Source organism: Streptomyces sp. Ag109_G2-15 (genome assembly GCF_900215565.1).
In the GTDB taxonomy this organism is placed as follows: Bacteria; Actinomycetota; Actinomycetes; order Streptomycetales; family Streptomycetaceae; genus Streptomyces; species Streptomyces diastatochromogenes.
On record NZ_OCNI01000001.1, the window covers coordinates 6206792 to 6231439 of the forward strand.

Annotated in this window: 15 protein-coding genes and 3 rRNA genes; 11 read left to right on the forward strand and 7 right to left on the reverse strand. The window is 67.4% G+C overall.

Features of this window, described 5'->3' with window-relative positions:
* Positions 1 to 3: 3 nt before the first annotated feature.
* The 4 genes from CRP49_RS28040 to CRP49_RS28055 form a co-directional block, all read right to left on the reverse strand.
* Positions 4 to 753, reverse strand: a complete 750-nt coding sequence (locus CRP49_RS28040; RefSeq protein WP_097255863.1) for an MIP/aquaporin family protein — start codon at positions 751 to 753, stop codon at positions 4 to 6.
* Between the two features lie 363 nt (positions 754 to 1116).
* The gene (locus CRP49_RS28045; RefSeq protein WP_097257568.1) at positions 1117 to 2766 is read right to left on the reverse strand and encodes a GGDEF domain-containing protein; all 1650 of its coding nucleotides are present in this window, start codon (positions 2764 to 2766) and stop codon (positions 1117 to 1119) included.
* A 134-nt stretch (positions 2767 to 2900) separates the two neighbouring features.
* Entirely contained in the window at positions 2901 to 4091 is a 1191-nt protein-coding gene (locus CRP49_RS28050) for a lipid-transfer protein (RefSeq protein ID WP_097257569.1), read from the reverse strand.
* Complete coding sequence (locus CRP49_RS28055) at positions 4088 to 4537, reverse strand: Zn-ribbon domain-containing OB-fold protein (RefSeq protein WP_097255864.1); 450 nt, start codon at positions 4535 to 4537, stop codon at positions 4088 to 4090. The genes CRP49_RS28050 and CRP49_RS28055 overlap by 4 nt, the downstream gene beginning before the upstream one ends.
* Before the next feature lie 222 nt (positions 4538 to 4759).
* On the opposite strand from CRP49_RS28055, the gene CRP49_RS28060 reads away from it, so the two are divergent.
* Complete coding sequence (locus CRP49_RS28060) at positions 4760 to 5293, forward strand: NUDIX domain-containing protein (protein ID WP_097255865.1); 534 nt, start codon at positions 4760 to 4762, stop codon at positions 5291 to 5293.
* A gap of 9 nt (positions 5294 to 5302) precedes the next feature.
* Here CRP49_RS28060 and CRP49_RS28065 read toward each other — a convergent pair whose 3' ends face one another.
* Positions 5303 to 7663 carry a glycoside hydrolase family 31 protein gene (locus tag CRP49_RS28065; RefSeq protein ID WP_097255866.1) on the reverse strand — a complete coding sequence of 787 codons (2361 nt, stop codon included), beginning with the start codon at positions 7661 to 7663 and terminating at the stop codon, positions 5303 to 5305.
* A 214-nt stretch (positions 7664 to 7877) separates the two neighbouring features.
* On the opposite strand from CRP49_RS28065, the gene CRP49_RS28070 reads away from it, so the two are divergent.
* Both CRP49_RS28070 and CRP49_RS28080 read left to right on the forward strand, forming a co-directional pair.
* Positions 7878 to 9845, forward strand: a complete 1968-nt coding sequence (locus tag CRP49_RS28070; protein WP_097255867.1) for an acetoacetate--CoA ligase — start codon at positions 7878 to 7880, stop codon at positions 9843 to 9845.
* Between the two features lie 322 nt (positions 9846 to 10167).
* Positions 10168 to 11061, forward strand: coding sequence for a hypothetical protein (locus CRP49_RS28080; RefSeq protein WP_097255868.1), 894 nt, complete (start codon positions 10168 to 10170; stop codon positions 11059 to 11061).
* 69 nt (positions 11062 to 11130) lie between these two features.
* On the opposite strand, the gene ptsP is transcribed toward CRP49_RS28080, so the two are convergent.
* Both ptsP and CRP49_RS28090 read right to left on the reverse strand, forming a co-directional pair.
* On the reverse strand, positions 11131 to 12801 hold the full coding sequence (gene ptsP / locus CRP49_RS28085; RefSeq protein ID WP_097255869.1) for a phosphoenolpyruvate--protein phosphotransferase: 1671 nt from the start codon (positions 12799 to 12801) through the stop codon (positions 11131 to 11133).
* A 78-nt stretch (positions 12802 to 12879) separates the two neighbouring features.
* Complete coding sequence (locus CRP49_RS28090; RefSeq protein ID WP_097255870.1) at positions 12880 to 13329, reverse strand: PTS glucose transporter subunit IIA; 450 nt, start codon at positions 13327 to 13329, stop codon at positions 12880 to 12882.
* A gap of 552 nt (positions 13330 to 13881) precedes the next feature.
* Here CRP49_RS28090 and CRP49_RS28100 point away from each other — a divergent pair.
* The 8 genes from CRP49_RS28100 (at position 13882) to CRP49_RS28135 (ending at position 24567) form a co-directional block, all read left to right on the forward strand.
* Positions 13882 to 15407, forward strand: a 16S ribosomal RNA gene (locus tag CRP49_RS28100).
* 300 nt (positions 15408 to 15707) lie between these two features.
* Positions 15708 to 18827: ribosomal RNA gene (locus CRP49_RS28105) — 23S ribosomal RNA — on the forward strand.
* 85 nt (positions 18828 to 18912) lie between these two features.
* Positions 18913 to 19029: ribosomal RNA gene (gene rrf, locus CRP49_RS28110) — 5S ribosomal RNA — on the forward strand.
* The 16S, 23S and 5S rRNA genes sit together here, the layout of an rRNA operon.
* Before the next feature lie 108 nt (positions 19030 to 19137).
* Positions 19138 to 19746: a CDP-alcohol phosphatidyltransferase family protein gene (locus CRP49_RS28115; RefSeq protein ID WP_094214345.1), complete on the forward strand. Its 609-nt coding sequence runs from the start codon at positions 19138 to 19140 to the stop codon at positions 19744 to 19746.
* Between the two features lie 113 nt (positions 19747 to 19859).
* The gene (locus tag CRP49_RS28120; protein ID WP_097255872.1) at positions 19860 to 22355 is read left to right on the forward strand and encodes a mannose-1-phosphate guanyltransferase; all 2496 of its coding nucleotides are present in this window, start codon (positions 19860 to 19862) and stop codon (positions 22353 to 22355) included.
* 120 nt (positions 22356 to 22475) lie between these two features.
* Positions 22476 to 23396, forward strand: coding sequence for a DUF881 domain-containing protein (locus CRP49_RS28125; RefSeq protein WP_097255873.1), 921 nt, complete (start codon positions 22476 to 22478; stop codon positions 23394 to 23396).
* Positions 23393 to 23725, forward strand: coding sequence for a small basic family protein (locus CRP49_RS28130; protein WP_003988855.1), 333 nt, complete (start codon positions 23393 to 23395; stop codon positions 23723 to 23725). The genes CRP49_RS28125 and CRP49_RS28130 overlap by 4 nt, the downstream gene beginning before the upstream one ends.
* A gap of 5 nt (positions 23726 to 23730) precedes the next feature.
* A complete protein-coding gene (locus CRP49_RS28135) occupies positions 23731 to 24567 on the forward strand; it encodes a DUF881 domain-containing protein (protein WP_097255874.1) in 837 nt (278 codons plus the stop codon).
* Positions 24568 to 24648: the final 81 nt, after the last annotated feature.

Below are 24648 nucleotides of genomic sequence, written 5' to 3' on the forward strand. Positions count from 1 at the left end.
GGGTCAGAAGGCCGCGTTGTAGACGAGGCCCGCGAGTGCCCCGCCGATGAGCGGGCCGACGACCGGGATCCACGCGTAACCCCAGTCGGACGTGCCCTTGTTCGGGATCGGCAGGAAGGTGTGCACGAGGCGCGGGCCGAGGTCACGTGCCGGGTTGATGGCGTATCCGGTGGGCCCGCCGAGGGAGAGTCCGATGCCTACGACGAGCAGCGAGACGATCAGCACCGTGGTGCCGGACTCGCCGAGCCCCTTCGTCAGCCCGAAGGCGAGGATCGGCAGCACGAGGGCCATCGTCGCGATGATCTCGGTGATGAGGTTGGCGACCGGGTTCCGGATCTCCGGGATGGTCGAGAAGATGCCGAGGGTCGCCACCGGTTCCTCCGCGGCGCCCTCGGTCGTGCCTTCCTTGCGGACGTTGGCCTGGAACTGCGCGAGATACACCAGGTAGGCGAGGACGGCGCCCAGCATCGCGCCGACGATCTGGCCGAGCAGATAGATCCAGACCTTGCCCCACTTGCCGGTGTCCACGGCGATGCCGATGGTGACCGCGGGGTTGAGCTGGCCGCCGGAGAGGGGAGCGGCCGTGTACGCGCCCGCGAGCACGCCGAACCCCCAGCCGAACGCGATGACGACCCACCCGGAGGCGCGTGCCTTGGAGTGTCTGAGGGTGACGGCGGCGCAGACACCGGCACCGAAGAGGATCAGGATCGCGGTGCCGATGACTTCGCCGACGAAAATGTCTCCGTTGCTCATGGCGGCCCCCTTGGCGCCGGCCCGGGGCGAGTGGCCCCGGCCCTCCGGGCAGGAACGGTTCCCTTGGCGACTTCAGCCGAAGGCAGGGAGGGTCCCGCGCCCCGCCCGGCGTCCGTGACGAGCGTGCCGTCGCAGCCGGATCGCCTCTGGTGGACGGGCCGCAGAGCAGGACAAGGCCCGTGGCGCAGTGCCTGAATACGCCGAGAATGTACGGCGATGTCGGCTGACACCCGGAAGTGTTCACCGGCACCACGGGACCGTCAAGGTTGCTGACGGCAACGGTGACAGCGGTTGCCCGGGATCGGCGGCCGACCGCTTTCTTCCCGCAGGTCGGCGCTCAACGGCCGTATACGGTCGATCCGTTCATCCGAGGGGCTCGGCCGCCGCGTACCCCGCCTGGGCCGGGGCTGCCCCGGAACCGCGCCGGATCTCGTGTCCGGGCAGCCCCGCGCGCGCGAGCACCCAGCTGGTCCCGCTCAGCGCCTTCGCCGCCTTCTTCAGCGGAGCGAGATGGGCCGCGGCCTGCCGGTGGTCGGACACGCTGCCGGGCAGGCACACGACGGTCGCAAGGGACAGCGTGACGGGGCGTCCGCCCGCCGACCAGGGTGCGTCGAGTACGCCGGCGATCAGCGGATCGAGCGCCTCCTCCTCGGCCAGCAGCAGGAAGTCGTCCCCACCGATGTGACCCACGCGCGCGTGCCGTGCCGCCGCCTGCTCCAGCGCCCGGCCCACCGAGCGGATCAGTTCGTCGCCCGCCGCGAACCCGGCACCGTCGTTGACCTGTTTGAAGTGGTCGATGTCCAGCCAGCTGAGCGCGAACGCCCGCCCGTCGCCGATCCGCCGGTCCACCTCACTCGTGATCGCGTCCGAACCGGGCAGCCGGGTCAGCGGATTGAGTCCCGCCGCCTCCTCCACCCGGGTCTCGGCCAGTGCCCGTACCAGGTCCGCGAGCCGTACGACGCCCACGTACCGGCCGCGGTGGTCGACGACCGCCACGTCGTCCGAGGTGCGGTCGCGGCCGCCGATCGCCACCACGTCCAGCACCTCCCAGGCGGTCGCGTCGACCCCGACCGTGCGCGGCGCGTCGCTCAGCTTGAAGGCCGGTCGGTCCGCGTACAGCGCGTGCCCGTACCGGCCGGACATCGACAGCAGGAAGCGCGACCGGTGCACCGACCGGACCGGCACCCCGGTCTGGTCCACGAGCAACACCCCGGAGACGTCCGGCGAACCGGTCAGCAGCGCCCGTACCTGCCCGGCCGAAGCGGTGACCGGCAGGACGGCGGCGGGCCGCACGAACTCCCGTACCGACGGCCCGGACCGGGGGACGGCCAGGGCACCGGGGGAGCGGGGCGGAACGTATACGTCCGCCGCCGGGATCCGGGCCGGCGGCGCGAACAGCTCGCCCTGGGCGAGCTGCGCACCGGCCGCCAGCGCGGCCGCGCACTGCAGCTCGGTCTCCACGCCCTCCACCGCCACCAGCGCGCCCAGATGCTCGGACAGCGTCCGCATCGCCCGCACCGCGGCCGGCCGGGACAGCAGAGAGCCGTCGAGCTTGATCAGGTCGGGGGAGAGGTCGGTGAGCAGCCTCAGGGGCACGTCCCCGTCGCCGATGCCGTCCGCGCTGATCCGGAATCCCTGCTCGCGCAGCGAGGCCACCGCCTCCAGCAGCGCCCGCTGCGGCACGTGCGTGTAGGGCGGCACGATGTCGAGGGTCACCTCCCAGGGCATCCGGCCCGCTGCGCGTACGGCGTCGTGCAGCGGGGTGAGGCCGCCGAGGTCGGCGAGCGTGGCCGCGAACACGTTGACGTGCAGTGGCAGCAGCGTCTCCTTGAGCGTCGCCGCCCGCACCGCCAACACGGCCAGCCTGCCGTCGAGTTCGGGGTCGCGGCGGGCCTCGGCAAGGATGTCGCCGGTCTCCGGGCGTGCCAGTATCTCCAGTGCGGCGACCGCGCCCGTCCTCAGGTTGACCACCGGCTGGAAGGCGAAGCGGAGAGTATCCGTCCAGGAGTGCACGGGAGCATGATTGCGCCGCCCGCGTACGCCCAAGGCCAGTTCATGAGACGTTCACGCAGGATTCTGGGGTGATCACACAGCGTGGCAGGCCTCATGAGTCCCTCCTGTCACACGACGCCTCGGGCGGGTTTCGCTCACCGCACCGCGACCACCGACGATCCGTGCCCGAACAGCCCTTGGTTCGCCGTGATCCCCACGCGCGCCCCGGCGACCTGCCGGTCGCCCGCGGCCTCCCGCAACTGCCAGGTCACCTCGCAGACCTGGGCGATGGCCTGGGCCGGTACCGCCTCACCGAAGGAGGCGAGCCCGCCACTGGTGTTGACGGGTATGCGGCCGCCCGGGGCCGTCGCCCCCTCCCGCAGGAGTTTCGCGCCCTCCCCCTCGCCGCACAGCCCCAGATCCTCGTACCACTGCAGCTCCAGGGCGGTGGACAGGTCGTACACCTCCGCAAGGGACAGGTCCTCGGGGCCGATGCCCGCCTCCTCGTAGGCGGTTCGCGCGATGGACGCCCGGAACGTCTCGTCAGGAGCCGGCACCGCCACGGCCGAGTCCGTGGCGATGTCCGGCAGGTCCAGCACCGTGGTCGGGAACCGTGGGGTCACCGTCGACACGGCCCGGATCCGGACCGGCCGCGCCGCACCGTGCCGGCGCGCGAAGTCCAGGCTGCACAGCACCAGCGCGGCGCCGCCGTCGGAGGTCGCGCAGATGTCGAGCAACCGCAGCGGATCGGCGACCACGGCGGAGGCGGCGACCTCCTCGGCGGTGACCCGCTTGCGGTAGCGCGCGTACGGGTTGAGCGCCCCGAGGGCCGCGTTCTTCACCTTGACCAGCGCGAAGTCCTCCAGGGTGTCACCGTGCACCGCGATGCGCCGGCGCGCGTACAGCCCGAAGTACGTCGGATTCGTCGCACCCAGCAGGCGGAAGCGCAGCCAGTCCGGGTCGTCGGGACGGTCCCCGCCGGCCGGCCGGAAGAACCCCTTCGGCGCGGCGTCCGCCCCCACCACGAGCACGACGTCAGCGAGTCCGGCGAGGATCTGCGCCCGCGCCGTCGCGATCGCCTGCGCGCCCGAGGCGCACGCCGCGTACACACTGGCCACCCGGGCTCCCTGCCAGCCCAGGGCCTTGGCGAACGTCGCCCCCGCCACATATCCCGGATATCCGCCACGCACCGTGTCCGCGCCCACGACCGAGCCGACATCCGGCCAGTCGAGACCCGCGTCGGCGAGGGCCGCGCGGGCCGCCGCCGTCCCGTACTCGACGAAGCTGCGCCCCCACTTGCCCCAGGGGTGCATGCCCACGCCGAGCACCGCCACGTCCGCCGTCATGCCGTCACCCCCGTCGGCCGCCACTGCCAGGTCGTCCAGGTCGTCCCTGCGTCCTCGTCGAGCACTCCGGGGACGACCTCCACCTCCATGCCCACCGTCAGATCGGCGACGGTGACCCCGGGAACCGCCTGTCCCAGCACCACGATCCGCTCGGACTCCAGCTCCACCGCGATCAACGCGTACGGCTCCCACGGAAGTTCCGGATTGCTCACATAGGGTGACGGAGGGCGGTAACGGCTGTCGGTGTACGACCAGATCCGTCCTGTTCGTGACAACGGGACCTCCTCCAGGGCGCCGCCCGTGCAGTGCGGATTGCGGCAATGGGAGTCCTCGCGCGGAAAGAAGACCGAGGCGCAGGACGTGCAGCGGGTGCCCAGGAGCCGGAAGCCGTCCCCTTCGCCGGTGAACCAGTCGGAGACGGCGGGTGTGCGGGTGCGCGTCAACATTCCTCCCGGTGCAGTTATCTGACGATGCGTCAGAAGTGTGCCATGGGCATCCGGAAATGGGCAGGCGTCCAGGCGAACCGGACGGCCCCGTCCGGCGTCGTGATAACAGGATGCGCGGCCGGGGCCGACGGGGGTGGTCCCGGCCGCGCATCCAGATCCTTGTCGCCGCCCTGTACACCTCTGGCGGAACATGTCCTTCCTCTGATCGGATACAGTCCGCGCGTGTCCGAAATTCAGCACCCAATTGCCAACTCCGCTCCGGACTCCCACTGTTCGAGCTGCGGAGCGCCCTATGGAGAGGGCGTCTCCGGCTGGCCGCGCACCTGCCCGTCCTGCGGGACCGTCGCCTACCGCAACCCGCTGCCGGTCGCGATCGCGCTCCAGCCCGTGTACGACACCAAGGGCACCGCTCTGGTCGTCGTCACCCGAACCATCGCCCCCGCGCGCGGAGGCACGGCACTGCCCGGTGGCTACATCGACGACCGGGAGGACTGGAAGCACGCCGTCGTCCGCGAACTCAAGGAGGAGACGGGTATCGACGCGGCCCCCCGCGACGTGCGCCTCGTGGACGCCATGAGCTCGCCCGACGGGCATCTGCTGCTGTTCGGACTCCTCCCGGAACGCCCGGCCGAGGGACTGCCGTCCTCCCACGCCACGGACGAGACCGAGGGCTGGCACCTGCTGCGCAGGCCCGAGGAACTCGCCTTCCCGCTGCACACCGTGGCCGTGCGGGCGTGGTTCGAGGGCCGCTACTGAGCGGACCCCTCAGCCGAGTCCCCGAACGCGCACCGGGCAGGACGGCTCACCGGCGCCGTCCTCCCGCTCCCTGGTGACGACCACCCGCCGGCCCTGCCAGCGGGCGGCGTAGCGCTCGATCTCCGGCTCGTCCCATCCCCCGCCCGCGTCCGGCACGACCAGCCCGCCCCCGGCCCGTCCCCGGGCGGGCGCCCACACCTCCAGCTCGAGCCCGCCGTCCTCACCGCGCACGGGAACGACCGAACCCGCGCGCGCGAGCACCGGAATCCGCGACAGCGGCGCGTCGACCAGAACCTGTGCGGCACCCTCGTACGCCTCCTCCGTCACCGTGTCGTACCAGCGGCCCCTCGGCAGCTGCACCGCACGCCGGTCCGCCCCCGGGTCCATCACAGGCGCCACCAGCAGGGAGTCGCCCAGCAGGAACGCGTCCTCGCAGTCGCGCAGCGCACGGTCCTCCGGCGCCCCCCACCACAGCGGCCTTACATAGGGCGCGCCGGTGCGCCGGGCCAGGTGGGCCAGCGTCATGAAGTACGGCAGCAGACGCCGACGTTCGCGCAGCGCCACGCGCGCGTGCTCCAGCACGTCGGGGCCGAACTCCCAGGGCTCCCTGCGCCCCGCCCGCAGACTCGCGTGCGTGCGGAACAGCGGCAGGTACGCGCCGAGCTGGAACCAGCGCAGATACAGCTCCGGGGACGGGGACCCGTCGAAGCCGCCGACGTCCGGCCCCGAGTACGGCACCCCGCACAGACCGAGCCCCAGCACCAGCGACAGGGAAGCCCGCAGCCCCGGCCAGCCCGTCGCCACGTCTCCCGACCACGTCCCCCCGTAGCGGTGCATGCCCGCCCAGCCGGACCGTGAGAAAAGGAACGGACGCTCCCGGGGCGACAGTTCGCGCAGCGCCTCGTAGCCCGCTCTGGCCATGCAGAGCGCGTACACGTTGTGGGCCTCCCGGTGGTCGCCGCCACGCCCCTCCAGGGCGTGCCGGGCCGAACGCGGCAGCGTCGGCTCACCGAAGGCGTTGAACGAGGTCGGCTCGTTCATGTCGTGCCAGAACCCCGCGAAGCCCTGTCCCAGCCGCTCCTCGTACAGCCCGCCCCACCACTTGCGCACGCGCGCGTGCGTGAAGTCCGGGAACACCGACTCGCCGGCCCACACCTCGCCCCGCACCGTCCGCCCCGAGGCGTCCCGCACGAACGCGTCCATCGCCGACCCGCTGTCGTAGACGGCGTTGCCCGGCGCGGCCTTCACCGCCGGGTCGACGATCGACACCAGCCGGATCCCGTCCCGGCGCAGTTCCTCCGCGAGCCCCGGCAGCTTCGGGAAGCGCTCCTGGTCGACGGTGAACACCTGGTGGTCCGCGTAGTGGTCGATGTCCAGGTGGACGGCGTCCAGCGGCAGATCGCGCTCCTGGTAGCCCGCGACGATCCGGCGCACCTCCTGCTCGCTGCCGAAGCCCCACCGCGCGTGATGATGGCCGAGCGCCCACGCCGGCGGCAGTGCGGGCGCCCCGGTCAGCGAGGCCCAGGTGTGCAGCACGCGCGCGGGGGTGCCCACCATCACCCAGCAGCGCAGCGGACCGCCGTCCATCCGCACCTCACAGCGCCCCACGCGGTCGTGCCCGGACCCCGCGCCCTCCTCGCCCTCCCGCAAGGTCACTGTGCCGTCCCACGAGGTGTCGTGGAACACCAGATGGGCCGCGGCGTCGGCCACCACGAACTGCACCGGCATGGTCAGGTACAGCGGATCGTCCCCGGGGCCGAACGCCCGGCCCGGGTCGGTGTTCCACAGCCGGTACGTGCCGTCCCGCAGCCTCGGGCCCGCCGCGCGCCCGCCCAGGCCGAAGAAGCGGGCGTCCGCGGCCACCTCGGACCGCTGCATCCACCGAGCCGTGCCCCCGTCGACCGGCTCCCACCAGCGCGGCGGCAGATCCCGCCGCAGCACCACACCGCCGGGCGTGCACACCTCCAGCGCGCCGTGCCGGGAGACGACGACCGTTGCCCGCTCGGCCACCACCCGCCAGCCGCCGTCCTTGTCCGGCTCCAGTACCGCCCGCGGATCCGGCTCGGGACAGCTCCCGGCGAGCGCGTACGACGGCTCCGGACCCGCCCCGTCCCAGCCCCAGAAGACGGCACCGTTGACGGCGACGGTGATCCGCAGCTCGGACCGGCTGAACCGGATCAGACCGCCCCCCGGCCCCGGCTCCACGCCCTGCACCTGCCCCGGCACCCGCGCGCGCTCTGCACCGCGCGGCGGCAGTCCGGCGGCATCGATACGCCTCCTGCGCCATGCGGCCCGCACGGTACGCAACCCCTGTGCCGCCCTCCCCGAACCGACCACACTCACCGAACGCACCAGGTCACGACCGTCCATGCTGCTCACCCTGCCACTGACCGCCCCACACGCGCGTGTCGTTCAACTGCCGTTCACCCGTGCCGGGACCACATCTTCACGACGCGGACTATGTGGGGCGCACCCTGGTGTAGAAGTCGATCACATGGCATCGTCCCTGTCAGCCGTGTCACGCGCACACCCCAGCCCGTGCGCGGACCGACGCACACGACGCGCACAGCCCGGGAGCCGCCCCATGTCGACAGCGAACCCCCAGCCGCTCTGGCAGCCCGATCCCGAGCGGATCGCCCAGGCACGCATCACCAAGTTCCAGGCCTGGGCCGCGGAGCACCACGGCGCCCCGGCCGAGGGAGGCTATCCGGCACTGCACCGGTGGTCCGTCGAGCAGCTGGACACCTTCTGGAAAGCCGTCACGGAGTGGTTCGAAGTCCGCTTCTCGACCCCCTACGCGCGCGTGCTCGGCGACCGTTCCATGCCGGGCGCCGAGTGGTTCCCCGGAGCCACCCTCAACTACGCCGAGCACGCCCTGCGCGCAGCGGCCGACCGAGCCGACGAGCCCGCCCTCCTGTACGTCGACGAGACCCACGAACCGCTTCCGGTGACCTGGTCCGAGCTGCGCCGCCAGGTGGGCTCCCTCGCCGGCGAACTCCGCGCCCTCGGCGTCCGCCCCGGCGACCGCGTCAGCGGCTACCTCCCGAACATCCCCCAGGCGGTCGTCGCGCTCCTCGCGACGGCCGCGGTGGGCGGCGTGTGGACCTCCTGCGCCCCCGACTTCGGCGCCCGCAGCGTCCTCGACCGCTTCCAGCAGGTAGAACCGGTCGTGCTGTTCACCGTCGACGGCTACCGCTACGGCGGCAAGGAGCACGACCGCCGTGAGATCGTCGCCGAGCTGCGCCGCGAATTGCCCACGCTGCGCGCCGTGGTACACATCCCGCTCCTCGGCACCGAGGCGCCCGAGGGCGCCCTGGAGTGGTCGGCGCTGACGGCGGCCGACACCGAGCCCGTCTTCGAACAGGTCCCCTTCGACCACCCGCTGTGGGTGCTGTACTCCTCCGGCACGACCGGCCTGCCCAAGGCCATCGTGCAGTCCCAGGGCGGCATCCTCGTCGAGCACCTCAAACAGCTGGGCCTGCACTGCGACCTCGGCCCCGAGGATCGTTTCTTCTGGTACACCTCGACCGGCTGGATGATGTGGAACTTCCTCGTCTCCGGCCTGCTCACGGGCACGACGATCGTCCTGTACGACGGCAGCCCCGGTTACCCGGACACCGGCGCCCAGTGGCGGGTCGCCGAACGCACCGGAGCCACCCTCTACGGCACCTCGGCCGCCTACGTCATGGCCTGCCGCAAGGCGGACGTGCACCCCTCCCGCGACTTCGACCTCTCCCGGGTGCAGTGTGTCGCCACCACCGGCTCCCCCCTGCCGCCGGACGGGTTCCGCTGGCTGCACGACGAGGTCCGCGAGGACCTGTGGATCGCCTCCGTCAGCGGCGGCACGGACGTCTGCTCCTGCTTCGCGGGAGCCGTACCCACGCTGCCGGTGTACATCGGCGAACTCCAGGCGCCCGGCCTCGGCACCGACCTGCAGTCCTGGGATCCGAGCGGCAAGCCCCTCGTCGACGAGGTGGGCGAACTGGTCGTCACCAACCCCATGCCCTCGATGCCGATCCACTTCTGGAACGACCCCGACGGCAGCCGCTACCACGACAGCTACTTCGACACCTACCCGGGCGTCTGGCGCCACGGCGACTGGATCACCGTGACCTCGCGCGGCTCCGTGATCATCCACGGCCGCTCCGACTCCACCCTCAACCGGCAGGGCGTGCGCATGGGCTCGGCCGACATCTACGAGGTGGTCGAACGCCTGCCCGAGATCAAGGAGTCCCTCGTCATCGGGATCGAGCAGCCCGACGGGGGCTACTGGATGCCGCTGTTCGTACATCTGGTGCCGGGCGCCGTCCTGGACGAGGCACTCCTGAACCGCATCAAGCAGGCCATCCGCGAACAGCTCTCGCCACGCCATGTGCCCGACGAGATCATCGAGGTCCCGGGCGTACCGCACACCCTCACCGGCAAGCGCATCGAGGTCCCGGTCAAGCGCCTTCTCCAGGGCACGCCCCTGGAGAAGGCCGTCAACCCCGGGTCCATCGACAACCTCGCCCTGCTGGGCTTCTACGAGGAACTGGCCCGCAAGCGCGCCTGACCGGCCGGCACCTCATCCTCCACAGGTGGCCTCGGACTCGCCGAGCACGGCAGCGAAGTCCGAGGCCGGCCGCGCGGCCTCGCCCTGGGCGCCTACATCGGCGTCCACGGACTCGCCCAGCCCGCCCAGCGCCGCATCGGCCCACTCGCCGTCACCACGGCCATCGCCACCGGACCCCTCGGCTGGACCGTCTTCGGCAGCACCATTGCCCTGACCTGCGCAATCCAGCGCCGCCTGGTCCGCGACCGCCTCCAGCGAAGCCCGTTGTCAGTGCCGCCGGTTACTGTGAGTGAGCATTGATCGACTGCGCATTGGGGGAAACATGGCGCACACCGACCACCAGACCATGCGACGCGTCCTGCGCCGCGAAATCGCCGGCACCATCGGCCTGCTCACCGACGACCACGACTTCCGCGCCATGCGGCGCTACCGCAGCTTCGCCTTCGACGACCACACCACCTACCTCCAGCAGGTCGAAGCCCTCCTCAAGAGCCGCGCGGCACAGGGCAGCCACACCACACTGGCCCTCTTCGACCCCGAGGACTACGCCGAATTCTGCGCCGACACCGGCCTCGACCCCGAAGCCCCGGCCAGCCGCACCCGCTTCACCGCCGAACTCGCGGCCATCGGACCCACCATCCCCTACGACGGCCGCCCCCTAGCCACCCTCCTGCCCGCCCTCGTCGACGAGGCCGTACGACAGGCCACCTGGGAGTACGCCACCACCCTCCTGACCCGTCTCGGCCCCTGCCCCACCTGCGGCGAGGACATCGGCCGCGCCGCCTTCACCCGCGCCTCCGACCTCCTCGTCCGCATCCTCGACACCGCCCGGTCCGGCGACCGGCACCTCGTCTGCAGCGTCTCCGGACCACCGGAAACACTCGTCTCCGTCCTCCACGCCGACGAGGGCACCGACGGCACCACCGAACTCGACGAGGCCGAATCCCTCGAATTCACCAGCGTCCTCGCCCTGGGCCTCGCCACCAACAGCCCAGGCGGACTCGTCATGCGCATCACCACCCCCGACACGGCCGACCGCGTCTACGGCTGGCGGCTGCGCGGCGGCGGACTCGAACCACTCACCGCATCCGAGGTCTTCGACGCCTACTGCACCGACGTCGAATCCGGCGACCTCATCTCTCCAGAGCCAGGCGTCGACTACGGCACACCACCCGACCTCGGAGAGGAGAGCACGGCACAGGGACACCGCCACTGAACGCGCCAGGGGCGCCCCACCCGAAGGCGGGACGCCCCTGAATCCGACAGACGACAAGCGCCTGCCCGACTACTCGCCGGACAGCACCGCCTGAGCCGCGCTGCGCGCCTCATCGGCGCTGTCCGCCGCACGCGCGGCTGCGGCGGCCCGCTCGCACTGGGCCAGCGTGTACTTCGCCAGCGTCGCCCGGACATAAGGAATCGACGCCGAACCCATGGACAGGGAGGTGACACCCAGCCCCGTCAGCACACACGCCAGCAGCGGATCGGACGCGGCCTCACCGCACACACCGCAGCTCTTGCCCTCGGCCTTGGCCGCCTCGGCGGACAGCGCGACCAGGTCGAGCAGCGCGGGCTGCCACGGGTCCTGGAGCCGCGACACCGCACCCACCTGCCGGTCCGCCGCGAACGTGTACTGCGCGAGGTCGTTGGTCCCCAGCGACAGGAACTCGACCTCCTGCAGGATCGAACGCGCCCGCAGCGCGGCCGACGGGATCTCCACCATCGCGCCGAACTTGGCCCGCAGCCCCGCCTCCCGGCAGGCGTCCGCGAACGCCTTGGCGTCCGCACGGTCCGCCACCATGGGCGCCATGACCTCGAGGTAGACGGGCAGCCCCTCCGCGGCCTTCGCCAGCGCGGTCAGCTGCGTACGCAGGATCTCCGGGTGGTCCAGCAGCGTCCGCAGACCGCGCACGCCCAGCGCGGGGTTCGGCTCGTCCGCGGGGGTCAGGAAGTCCAGCGGCTTGTCGGCGCCCGCGTCCAGCACGCGCACGACCACACGGCCCTCGGGGAACGCCTCCAGCACCTGCCGGTAGGCCTCCACCTGCTTCTCCTCGGACGGCGCGTTCTTGCTGTCGTCCAGGAACAGGAACTCGGTACGGAACAGACCGACACCTTCGGCACCGGCTTCCACGGCCGCCGGCACGTCCGCCGGTCCGCCCACGTTGGCCAGCAGCGGCATCTTGTGCCCGTCGGCCGTGGCACCCGGGCCGGTCGAAGCGGCCAGCGCGGCCTTGCGCTCGGCGGCCGCGGCCTCCAGCTGCGCCTTCTTCTCCTCGCTCGGGTTCACGAAGATGTCACCGGTGCTGCCGTCGACGGCGATCACCGTGCCCTCAGCCAGCTCACCGGCACCCGGCAGTGCCACGACGGCCGGCACCCCCAGCGCCCGCGCCAGAATCGCGCTGTGGCTGGTCGGCCCGCCCTCCTCGGTCACGAAACCGAGTACGAGCGTCGGGTCCAGCAGCGCCGTGTCGGCGGGAGCCAGATCGCGCGCGACGAGTACATAGGGCTCGTCACTGTCCGGAACACCCGGCATCGGGACGCCCAGCAGCCGGGCGACGATACGATTCCGCACGTCGTCGAGGTCGGCCACGCGCCCGGCGAGGTACTCCCCGGCACCGGCGAGCAGCTCACGGTACGCCGCGAACGCGTCGTACACCGCACGCTCCGCCGTGCTGCCGACGGCGATCCGCCGGTCCACGTCTGCCATCAGCTCGGGGTCCTGCGCCATCATGGCCTGCGCCTCGAGCACGGCCTGGGCTTCGCCCCCCGCCAGATTGCCGCGCGCCATCAGGTCAGCCGCCACAGCGTCCACGGCCTGGCGCGCCCGCCCTTGCTCGCGCTCAGCCTCCTCAGCCGGGATCTGCTTGGCCGGCGGCTCGAGCACCGCCGTTCCCATGTGCCGAACCTCGCCGATCGCCACACCGTGGCTCACGCCGACGCCTCGCAGCGTTGTCTCCATCTCACCCGTCTCCGATAGTGCGGCGGGTCCCGCCGCCGCGGTGGTTGTCCGGTACGCCGCCCTATGACGGCAGTGTCATCAGTTCCAGGAGAAGAGGCTGTCGCCGGCCTTCACGTCGCCGCTGTCACGGAGGTCGGTGAGGGACTCAGCCGTGGCCTCGAGCGCCACGACGGGGCACACCGGCGACTTGCCGGCAGCCTCGACCGCGGCCGGGTTCCAGCGCACGATGCTCTGACCACGCGTCACGGTGTCGCCCTTGTTGACGAGCAACTCGAAGCCCTCGCCGTTGAGCTGGACGGTGTCGATGCCGAGGTGGGTGAGCACACCGTGCCCGCTCTCGTCGACGACGACGAAGGCGTGCGGGTGCAGGGAAACGATGACGCCGTCCACGGGCGCCACGGCCTCGGAGGGCTCACGCACGGGGTCGATCGCAGTGCCCGGGCCGACCATGGCCCCGGAGAAGACCGGATCCGGCACGGCGGCCAGTTCGATGGCACGTCCAGCGAGAGGGGACGTCACGGTGGTCATGGGAAGCCTCCCAGGAGTGGAGCTGCGTGCGGGCCGTCACTACCTGTCCCGGACGGCACTGAGCAGCAGCGTATGTCATATGAAGTGGCGGTTCCGTATGGAAGCTAGCAGGTAGTGGTCTAGACCACCAGCCCGGTCGATTTGCACGCGCTTCAAGGCCCCGTGTACAGTCGTACTCCTGCTTGAGGGAGAGCGACGCGAAAGCGCCTCCGTTAAGCAGCACCCAAACTCGTCAGATCCTATCTCGGGATCATCTTCTGCATGTCTGCAGGAAGGTGGTCAGGGAGACGGAAAAACCCTGATAGAGTTTGAAACACCGAAGGGAAGCGCCCGGAGGAAAGCCCGAGAGGGTGAGTACAAAGGAAGCGACCGTTCCTTGAGAACTCAACAGCGTGCCAAAAATCAACGCCAGATATGTTGATACCCCGTCTCCGGCCATCACGGCTGGGACGAGGTTCCTTTGAAATAACACAGCGAGGACGCTGTGTCCGAGAGGATCATTCCTCCTCTTGGACCGCTCTCGTGATGTGTGCACCGGATTACCGGTAAACATTCACGGAGAGTTTGATCCTGGCTCAGGACGAACGCTGGCGGCGTGCTTAACACATGCAAGTCGAACGATGAAGCCCTTCGGGGTGGATTAGTGGCGAACGGGTGAGTAACACGTGGGCAATCTGCCCTTCACTCTGGGACAAGCCCTGGAAACGGGGTCTAATACCGGATACGAGCCTCCAAGGCATCTTGGGGGTTGGAAAGCTCCGGCGGTGAAGGATGAGCCCGCGGCCTATCAGCTTGTTGGTGAGGTAATGGCTCACCAAGGCGACGACGGGTAGCCGGCCTGAGAGGGCGACCGGCCACACTGGGACTGAGACACGGCCCAGACTCCTACGGGAGGCAGCAGTGGGGAATATTGCACAATGGGCGAAAGCCTGATGCAGCGACGCCGCGTGAGGGATGACGGCCTTCGGGTTGTAAACCTCTTTCAGCAGGGAAGAAGCGAAAGTGACGGTACCTGCAGAAGAAGCGCCGGCTAACTACGTGCCAGCAGCCGCGGTAATACGTAGGGCGCAAGCGTTGTCCGGAATTATTGGGCGTAAAGAGCTCGTAGGCGGCTTGTCACGTCGATTGTGAAAGCCCGAGGCTTAACCTCGGGTCTGCAGTCGATACGGGCTAGCTAGAGTGTGGTAGGGGAGATCGGAATTCCTGGTGTAGCGGTGAAATGCGCAGATATCAGGAGGAACACCGGTGGCGAAGGCGGATCTCTGGGCCATTACTGACGCTGAGGAGCGAAAGCGTGGGGAGCGAACAGGATTAGATACCCTGGTAGTCCACGCCGTAAACGGTGGGAACTAGGTGTTGGCGACATTCCACGTCGTCGGTGCCGCAGCTAACGCATTAAGTTCCCCGCCTGGGGAGTACGGCCGCAAGGCTAAAACTCAAAGGAATTGACGGGGGCCCGCACAAGCGGCGGAGCATGTGGCTTAATTCGACGCAACGCGAAGAACCTTACCAAGGCTTGACATACACCGGAAAGCATTAGAGATAGTGCCCCCCTTGTGGTCGGTGTACAGGTGGTGCATGGCTGTCGTCAGCTCGTGTCGTGAGATGTTGGGTTAAGTCCCGCAACGAGCGCAACCCTTGTTCTGTGTTGCCAGCATGCCCTTCGGGGTGATGGGGACTCACAGGAGACCGCCGGGGTCAACTCGGAGGAAGGTGGGGACGACGTCAAGTCATCATGCCCCTTATGTCTTGGGCTGCACACGTGCTACAATGGCCGGTACAAAGAGCTGCGATACCGTGAGGTGGAGCGAATCTCAAAAAGCCGGTCTCAGTTCGGATTGGGGTCTGCAACTCGACCCCATGAAGTCGGAGTCGCTAGTAATCGCAGATCAGCATTGCTGCGGTGAATACGTTCCCGGGCCTTGTACACACCGCCCGTCACGTCACGAAAGTTGGTAACACCCGAAGCCGGTGGCCCAACCCCTTGTGGGAGGGAGCTGTCGAAGGTGGGACTAGCGATTGGGACGAAGTCGTAACAAGGTAGCCGTACCGGAAGGTGCGGCTGGATCACCTCCTTTCTAAGGAGCACTTCTAGGCCGCCTAGCGGTCCAGAGGCCAGTACATCGGCGAATGTCTGATGCTGGTTGCTCATGGGTGGAACGTTGATTATTCGGCACGGTCCAGGATGGACCAGGCGCTAGTACTGCTCTTCGGGGCGTGGAACGCTGATCTGGTCGGCTGATCGTGTCGGGCACGCTGTTGGGTGTCTGAGGGAATGGATTTCCTCAGTCGCCGGCCCCGGTGAAGCATCGTGTAAGCGGTGTGTGACGGGTGGCTGGTCGTTGTTTGAGAACTGCACAGTGGACGCGAGCATCTGTGGCCAAGTTTTTAAGGGCGCACGGTGGATGCCTTGGCACCAGGAACCGATGAAGGACGTGGGAGGCCGCGATAGTCCCCGGGGAGTCGTCAACCAGGCTTTGATCCGGGGGTTTCCGAATGGGGAAACCCGGCAGTCGTCATGGGCTGTCACCCACTGCTGAACACATAGGCAGTGTGGAGGGAACGAGGGGAAGTGAAACATCTCAGTACCCTCAGGAAGAGAAAACAACCGTGATTCCGGGAGTAGTGGCGAGCGAAACCGGATGAGGCCAAACCGTATGCGTGTGAGACCCGGCAGGGGTTGCGCATGCGGGGTTGTGGGATCTCTCTTCTGTCGTCTGCCGGCGACAGGACGAGTCAGAAACCGTTGATGTAGGCGAAGGACATGCGAAAGGTCCGGCGTAGAGGGTAAGACCCCCGTAGTCGAAACGTCAGCGGCTCGTTTGAGAGACACCCAAGTAGCACGGGGCCCGAGAAATCCCGTGTGAATCTGGCGGGACCACCCGCTAAGCCTAAATATTCCCTGGTGACCGATAGCGGATAGTACCGTGAGGGAATGGTGAAAAGTACCGCGGGAGCGGAGTGAAATAGTACCTGAAACCGTGTGCCTACAAGCCGTGGGAGCGTCGGAAGCACTTCGGTGCTTCTCGTGACTGCGTGCCTTTTGAAGAATGAGCCTGCGAGTTTGCGGTGTGTTGCGAGGTTAACCCGGGTGGGGAAGCCGTAGCGAAAGCGAGTCCGAATAGGGCGCTTTTAGTAGCACGCTCAAGACCCGAAGCGGAGTGATCTAGCCATGGGCAGGTTGAAGCGGAGGTAAGACTTCGTGGAGGACCGAACCCACCAGGGTTGAAAACCTGGGGGATGACCTGTGGTTAGGGGTGAAAGGCCAATCAAACTCCGTGATAGCTGGTTCTCCCCGAAATGCATTTAGGTGCAGCGTCGTGTGTTTCTTGCCGGAGGTAGAGCACTGGATAGGCGATGGGCCCTACCGGGTTACTGACCTTAGCCAAACTCCGAATGCCGGTAAGTGAGAGCGCGGCAGTGAGACTGTGGGGGATAAGCTCCATGGTCGAGAGGGAAACAGCCCAGAGCATCGACTAAGGCCCCTAAGCGTACGCTAAGTGGGAAAGGATGTGGAGTCGCACAGACAACCAGGAGGTTGGCTTAGAAGCAGCCACCCTTGAAAGAGTGCGTAATAGCTCACTGGTCTAGTGATTCCGCGCCGACAATGTAGCGGGGCTCAAGCGTACCGCCGAAGTCGTGTCATTGCAGCATATAGCCCCAACGGGTGCTGTGATGGGTAGGGGAGCGTCGTCTGCCGGGTGAAGCAGCACCGGAAGGTAGTTGTGGACGGTTGACGAGTGAGAATGCAGGCATGAGTAGCGATACAAACGTGAGAAACGTTTGCGCCGATTGACTAAGGGTTCCTGGGTCAAGCTGATCTGCCCAGGGTAAGTCGGGACCTAAGGCGAGGCCGACAGGCGTAGTCGATGGATAACCGGTTGATATTCCGGTACCCGCTGTGAAGCGTCAAACATCGAACCTATTGATGCTAAGGCCGTGAAGCCGTTCCGGACCCTTCGGGGAAAGGAAAGTGGTGGAGCCGCTGACCCAAGATGGTAGTAGGTGAGTGATGGGGTGACGCAGGAAGGTAGTCCATCCCGGGCGGTGGTTGTCCCGGGGTAAGGGTGTAGGACGTGAGGTAGGCAAATCCGCCTTGCATGAGTCTGAGACCTGATGCCGAGCCGATTGTGGCGAAGTGGATGATCCTATGCTGTCGAGAAAAGCCTCTAGCGAGTTTCATGGCGGCCCGTACCCTAAACCGACTCAGGTGGTCAGGTAGAGAATACCGAGGCGTTCGGGTGAACTATGGTTAAGGAACTCGGCAAAATGCCCCCGTAACTTCGGGAGAAGGGGGGCCATTCCTGGTGAGAACACTTGCTGTTCGAGCTGGGGGTGGCCGCAGAGACCAGCGAGAAGCGACTGTTTACTAAAAACACAGGTCCGTGCGAAGCCGTAAGGCGATGTATACGGACTGACGCCTGCCCGGTGCTGGAACGTTAAGGGGACCGGTTAGCTCCATTTCGGTGGGGCGAAGCTGAGAACTTAAGCGCCAGTAAACGGCGGTGGTAACTATAACCATCCTAAGGTAGCGAAATTCCTTGTCGGGTAAGTTCCGACCTGCACGAATGGCGTAACGACTTCTCGACTGTCTCAACCATAGGCCCGGTGAAATTGCACTACGAGTAAAGATGCTCGTTTCGCGCAGCAGGACGGAAAGACCCCGGGACCTTTACTACAGTTTGATATTGGTGTTCGGTTCGGCTTGTGTAGGATAGCTGGGAGACTGTGAAAGCCATACGCCAGTATGGTGGGAGTCGTCGTTGAAATACCAGTCTGGTCGTGCTGGATGTCTAACCTGGGTCCGTGATCCGGATCAGGGACAGTGTCTGATGGGTAGTTTAACTGGGGCGGTTGCCTCCTAAAGAGTAACGGAGGCGCCCAAAGGTTCCCTCAGCCTGGTTGGCAATCAGGTGTTGAGTGTAAGTGCACAAGGGAGCTTGACTGTGAGACCGACGGGTCGAGCAGGGACGAAAGTCGGGACTAGTGATCCGGCGGTGGCTTGTGGAAGCGCCGTCGCTCAACGGATAAAAGGTACCCCGGGGATAACAGGCTGATCTTCCCCAAGAGTCCATATCGACGGGATGGTTTGGCACCTCGATGTCGGCTCGTCGCATCCTGGGGCTGGAGTCGGTCCCAAGGGTTGGGCTGTTCGCCCATTAAAGCGGTACGCGAGCTGGGTTTAGAACGTCGTGAGACAGTTCGGTCCCTATCCGCTGTGCGCGTAGGAGTCTTGAGAAGGGCTGTCCCTAGTACGAGAGGACCGGGACGGACGAACCTCTGGTGTGCCAGTTGTTCTGCCAAGGGCATGGCTGGTTGGCTACGTTCGGGAGGGATAACCGCTGAAAGCATCTAAGCGGGAAGCCTGCTTCGAGATGAGGACTCCCACCCACTTGATGGGGTAAGGCTCCCAGTAGACGACTGGGTTGATAGGCCAGATATGGAAGCCCGGTAACGGGTGGAGTTGACTGGTACTAATAGGCCGAGGGCTTGTCCTCAGTTGCTCGCGTCCACTGTGTTGGTTCTGAAACCACGAACAGCCCCATGTGGCCACGCATGGTCTGGTTGTCAGTTTCATAGTGTTTCGGTGGTCATAGCGTGAGGGAAACGCCCGGTTACATTCCGAACCCGGAAGCTAAGCCTCACAGCGCCGATGGTACTGCAGGGGGGACCCTGTGGGAGAGTAGGACGCCGCCGAACTCCTTTTACAGCTCCGGCTCTTGGGCACTGCCCAGGGGCCGGAGCTTTTTTGCGTTGAGGTAAGGTCAGGGGGCATCGTTGGCTCGTTTTCGCACAGGAGGCCCCCGGGTGGAGGTCCAGGAGACCCGTGTCCAGACGGACCGGGTCCTCACCATCCCCAACATCCTCAGCATGGCGCGGCTCGTCGGCGTACCCCTCTTCCTCTGGCTGATCCTCAGGCCGGAGTTCGGGGGTCCCAACAGTGATGGCTGGGCCCTCCTCGTGCTGGCCTTCAGCGGGATCAGCGACTATCTCGATGGCAAGCTCGCCCGGCGCTGGAATCAGATCAGCAGCCTCGGCCGGCTCCTCGATCCGGCCGCCGACCGGCTCTACGTGCTTTCCACTCTGCTGGGCCTCACCTGGCGTGAGATTCTGCCGATCTGGTTGACCGGCCTGCTGCTCGCGAGAGAGCTGGTTCTGCTGGTGATGGTGGGCATCCTCAGGCGTCACGGCTATCCGCCGCCGCAGGTGAACTTCCTGGGGAAGGCCGCCACCTTCAACCTGATGTACGCCTTCCCGCTCCTGCTCCTCAGTGACGGAAACGGATGGATCGCGTCACTGGCTGCTGTTTTCGGATGGGCGTTCGCAGGATGGGGTACAACGCTCTATTGGTGGGCAGGAGTGCTCTACGTGGTACAAGTCCGCCGTCTGGTCCGCGCGGACGCCACGGCCGATTGAGCTCGTTGATTGTCCGGACATAGTGGCCCGATGGCCCGCTGCGGAAAACTGCGGGACAATCTGGACGGGTGAAGTCGGCTAGACCGTCGTCTCTCTAGGAGGACGCTTCCGACATGAAGGCCGTCGTGATGGCCGGTGGCGAAGGCACTCGCCTTCGCCCTATGACCTCCAGCATGCCCAAGCCGCTCCTGCCGGTGGTGAACCGCCCGATCATGGAGCATGTGCTACGGCTGCTCAAACGGCATGGGCTCAACGAGACCGTTGTCACCGTGCAGTTCCTGGCATCGCTGGTCAAGAACTACTTCGGAGACGGCGAAGAGCTCGGAATGGAGCTCACATATGCCAACGAGGAGAAGCCACTCGGTACCGCCGGAAGCGTCAAGAACGCCGAAGAGGCGTTGAAGGACGATGCTTTCCTCGTCATCTCCGGCGATGCCCTGACCGACTTCGACCTCACCGACCTGATCAATTTCCACAAGGAGAAGGGCGCGCTGGTCACGGTTTGCCTGACCCGGGTGCCCAATCCGCTGGAGTTCGGCATCACCATCGTCGACGAGGAAGGCAAGGTCGAGCGTTTCCTCGAGAAGCCGACCTGGGGGCAGGTCTTCTCCGACACGGTCAACACGGGCATCTATGTCATGGAGCCCGAGGTGTTCGACTACGTCGAAGCCGATGTGCCGGTCGACTGGTCCGGTGATGTCTTCCCGCAGCTGATGAAGGAAGGCAAGCCGATCTACGGCTATGTCGCCGAGGGTTACTGGGAGGACGTCGGTACCCACGAGAGCTACGTCAAGGCCCAGGCCGACGTCCTCGAGGGCAAGGTCAACGTCGATATCGACGGGTTCGAGATATCGCCGGGTGTCTGGGTGGCGGAGGGTGCCGAGGTGCACCCCGATGCCGTGCTCCGCGGGCCGCTGTACATCGGCGACTACGCCAAGGTGGAGGCCGGCGCCGAAATCCGCGAGCACACTGTCATCGGTTCCAATGTCGTCGTCAAGAGCGGTGCCTTCCTGCACCGGGCCGTGGTGCACGACAACGTGTATGTCGGTCAGCACAGCAATCTGCGTGGCTGTGTGGTCGGCAAGAACACCGACATCATGCGGGCGGCCAGGATCGAGGACGGCGCGGTCATCGGTGACGAGTGCCTGATCGGTGAAGAATCGATCGTTCAGGGCAATGTGCGGGTCTACCCGTTCAAGACCATCGAGGCGGGCGCCTTCGTCAACACCTCGGTCATCTGGGAGTCGAGGGGCCAGGCGCAGCTCTTCGGTGCCCGCGGTGTCTCCGGAATCCTGAACGTGGAGATCACGCCCGAGCTGGCCGTACGGCTGGCGGGTGCCTATGCGACCACGTTGAAGAAGGGTTCCACGGTCACCACGGCCCGTGACCACTCCCGAGGTGCGCGTGCGCTCAAGCGGGCGGTGATCTCCGCGCTCCAGGCCAGCGCCATCGACGTACGCGACCTGGAGAACGTGCCGCTTCCCGTGGCCCGGCAGCAGACCGCGCGGGGCAGCGCCGGCGGCATCATGATCCGGACCTCGCCGGGTGTGCCGGACTCCGTCGACATCATGTTCTTCGACGGGCAGGGCGCGGACCTGTCGCAGGGCGGTCAGCGCAAGCTCGATCGGGTGTTCGCACGCCAGGAGTACCGCCGGGCGTTCCCCGGTGAGATCGGCGACCTCTATTTCCCGGCGAGCGTCTTCGACTCGTACACCGGTTCGCTGCTGCGCAACGTCGACACCACCGGGATCGCGGAATCGGGTCTGAAGGTGGTCGTGGACGCCTCCAACGGCAGTGCCGGCCTCGTCCTGCCCAGTCTGCTCGGCAAGCTCGGTGTGGACTCGCTGACCGTCAACCCCGGTCTCGACGAGTCCCGGCCCACGGAGACCGCCGAGGTGCGCCGGAACGGGCTGGTGCGCCTCGGCGAGATCGTGGCGTCCTCCGGGGCCGCGTTCGGTGTCCGGTTCGACCCCGTCGGCGAGCGGCTGTCGCTCGTGGACGAGAAGGGCCGGATCATCGAGGACGACCGGGCCCTGCTCGTCATGCTGGACCTGGTGGCGGCCGAGCGGCGCAGCGGTCGTGTGGCGCTGCCGGTGACCACGACCCGGATCGCCGAGCAGGTGGCCGCCTATCACGGCACTCAGGTCGAGTGGACCACCACCTCTCCCGACGACCTCACGCGCGTGGGACGCGAAGAGGGCACCATCTTCGGCGGTGACGGCAAGGGCGGGTTCATCGTCCCCGAGTTCAGCAGCGTCTACGACGGCACGGCGGCCTTCGTACGGCTGATCGGACTGGTGGCGCGCACCCAGCTCACGCTGAGCCAGATCGACGCGCGGATTCCGCGGGCGCACGTCCTCAAGCGGGATCTGGCGACCCCGTGGGCCGTCAAGGGTCTGGTGATGCGGCGTGTCGTCGAGGCGGCCGGTGATCGCTTTGTCGACACCACGGACGGTGTACGGGTCGTGGAGACCGACGGGCGCTGGGTGATGGTGCTGCCCGACCCCGCCGAGGCCGTCACCCATCTGTGGGCCGAGGGCCCGGACGACGCCTCGGCACAGGCCCTGCTGGACGAGTGGGCTGCCGTGGTGGACAGCGCCGGGCGGTAGAAAGAGCAGTCCCGGACGGCAAAAGCCACAGCACGCGCGCGTGCCGGACAAGTGTCCCCAAGGGGGCCTGTCCGGCACGCCGGTGGGGCCATTCGGAGGTACTGCGCGCGACATGCGACGATGTGCGGCATGCCGCAGCAACCCCCCGTTCGGAGCAGCCCCCCACGGCCGCGGCGTCCGGACGCCTCCATGTCGTTGATCACCAACGTCATGGATCACAGCCTCGACGACGGGTACGCCGAGGCCGCCGCCCGGAAGAAGTCCCAGGGCATCGAAGGCGGGCTGCCGAAGACCCTCAGGGCGAAGCTGGGCCTGGCGGCCGGGCTGGTGCTCGCGGCGCTGGTCGTGACCGTCGGAGCGGCGCAGGCGCGCGTGGCGGCGCCCGTGGTGGCCAAGGAGCGCCAGGAGCTGATCGACCGCATCGACCGCGAGACCGCGGCCGCGGACAGCCTGGAAGGCGATGTCGACAAGCTGCGCGACGACGTCAGCGCGCGCCAGCGGGCGGCGCTGAAGCAGAGCGGCGGCAGCGCCGAGGCGGACCTGGTGGGCGTCCTGTCGGGCGCCACCGCGGTGCACGGCCCCGGGGTGAAGCTCGTGGTCAACGACGCCAAGGAAGCCAGCACCGGCGGCGACGGCACCAATCCGCGCGAGACCTCCGGTTTCTCCGACACCGGACGGCTGCGCGACCGGGACATGCAGCGGGTGGTCAACGGGCTGTGGGCCTCCGGGGCCGAAGCCGTCTCGATCAACGGGCAGCGGCTGACGGCCCTGTCCGCGATCAGGGCCGCGGGTGACGCGATACTGGTCGACAACAGGCCGCTGGTGCCGCCGTACACGGTGCTCGCGGTGGGGGATGGGGAACGGCTGAGCACCGGGTTCCAGAACAGCGCCGACGGGCTGTATCTGCATGCCCTGGAGGAGAACTTCGGTATCCGCGCCACCATCTCCACGGAGGGTGACGTCCGGTTGCCCGCCGCACCGAGTGTGATCGTACGCACAGCACAGCCGAACGCCGAGAAGACTGAGAAGGGCACATCGTGATCGCCGTACTGGGCCTCGTCGTGGGAGTCGTGGCCGGCCTGTTGGTCCGGCCTGAGGTTCCGGCGGTCGTCGAGCCTTATCTGCCGATCGCCGTCGTGGCGGCGCTGGACGCCGTGTTCGGTGGTCTGCGGGCCATGCTGGACGGCATCTTCGACGACAAGGTCTTCGTGGTGTCGTTCCTGTCGAACGTGGTCGTGGCCGCGCTGATCGTCTTCCTGGGCGACAAGTTGGGCGTGGGCGCGCAGCTGTCCACGGGTGTCGTGGTCGTTCTCGGTATCCGGATCTTCTCGAACGCCGCGGCGATCCGCCGGCACGTCTTCCGGGCGTGAGACCGATGAGCAACCAGAAAGAGCAGCCGGAGAACAGGCTGCGCAAGGAACTGCCCGACGAGGTGCCCGCGGTGGCCGCCGAGCCCGAGCAGGCACCCGACGAGAGCGCCGAGCGGCAGCTCACCGGGCGCCAGCGGCTGGTCAAGGGGCTGTGGCCGCCGCGGGTCACCCGGGCCCAACTCATCGTCGCGGTGCTGCTGTTCGGCCTGGGCTTCGGGCTCGCCGTGCAGGTGGCGTCGAACAGTGACAGCGACAGCGCGCTGCGTGGCGCCCGTCAGGAAGATCTTGTTCGCATCCTCGATGAACTGGATGACCGTACTCAGCGTCTTGAGGACGAGAAGCAGGGACTCGAGAAGCAGCGCCAGGAGCTGCAGAGCAGTTCCGACCAGGCCGCGGAGGCGCGCAGGCAGACCGCCGAGAAGGAGAGACAACTCGGCATTCTGGCGGGCACCGTGGCGGCGCAGGGTCCCGGCATCACCATGACGATCGAGGACACGAAGGGGACGGTCAAGGCGGACATGCTGCTCGACGCGATCCAGGAGTTGCGCGCGGCCGGCGCGGAGGCGATCCAGGTCAACGGGGTACGGGTGGTCGCGAGCAGCTACTTCACCGACTCCGGCAAGAGCGTGAGCGTCGACGGGAACAAGATCAACGCTCCCTATCGTTTCAAGGTCATCGGCAAGCCGCAGGATCTCGAGCCGGCACTGAACATTCCTGGAGGCGTGGTGCAGACGCTGGAGAAGGAGCAGGCCACGGTGGCCGTCGAGCGGTCGAGCAAGATCGTTGTGGACGCCTTGCGGCAGGCGAAGCAGCCTGACTACGCTCGGTCGTCCTCCCAGTGAACCGGCGGTGCATGCGGGACGTCCGGCAGGGGCATGAGGTTGCGGGGGGTCGGCGCACCGAAGGGGTGGTGCGTGGTGGAA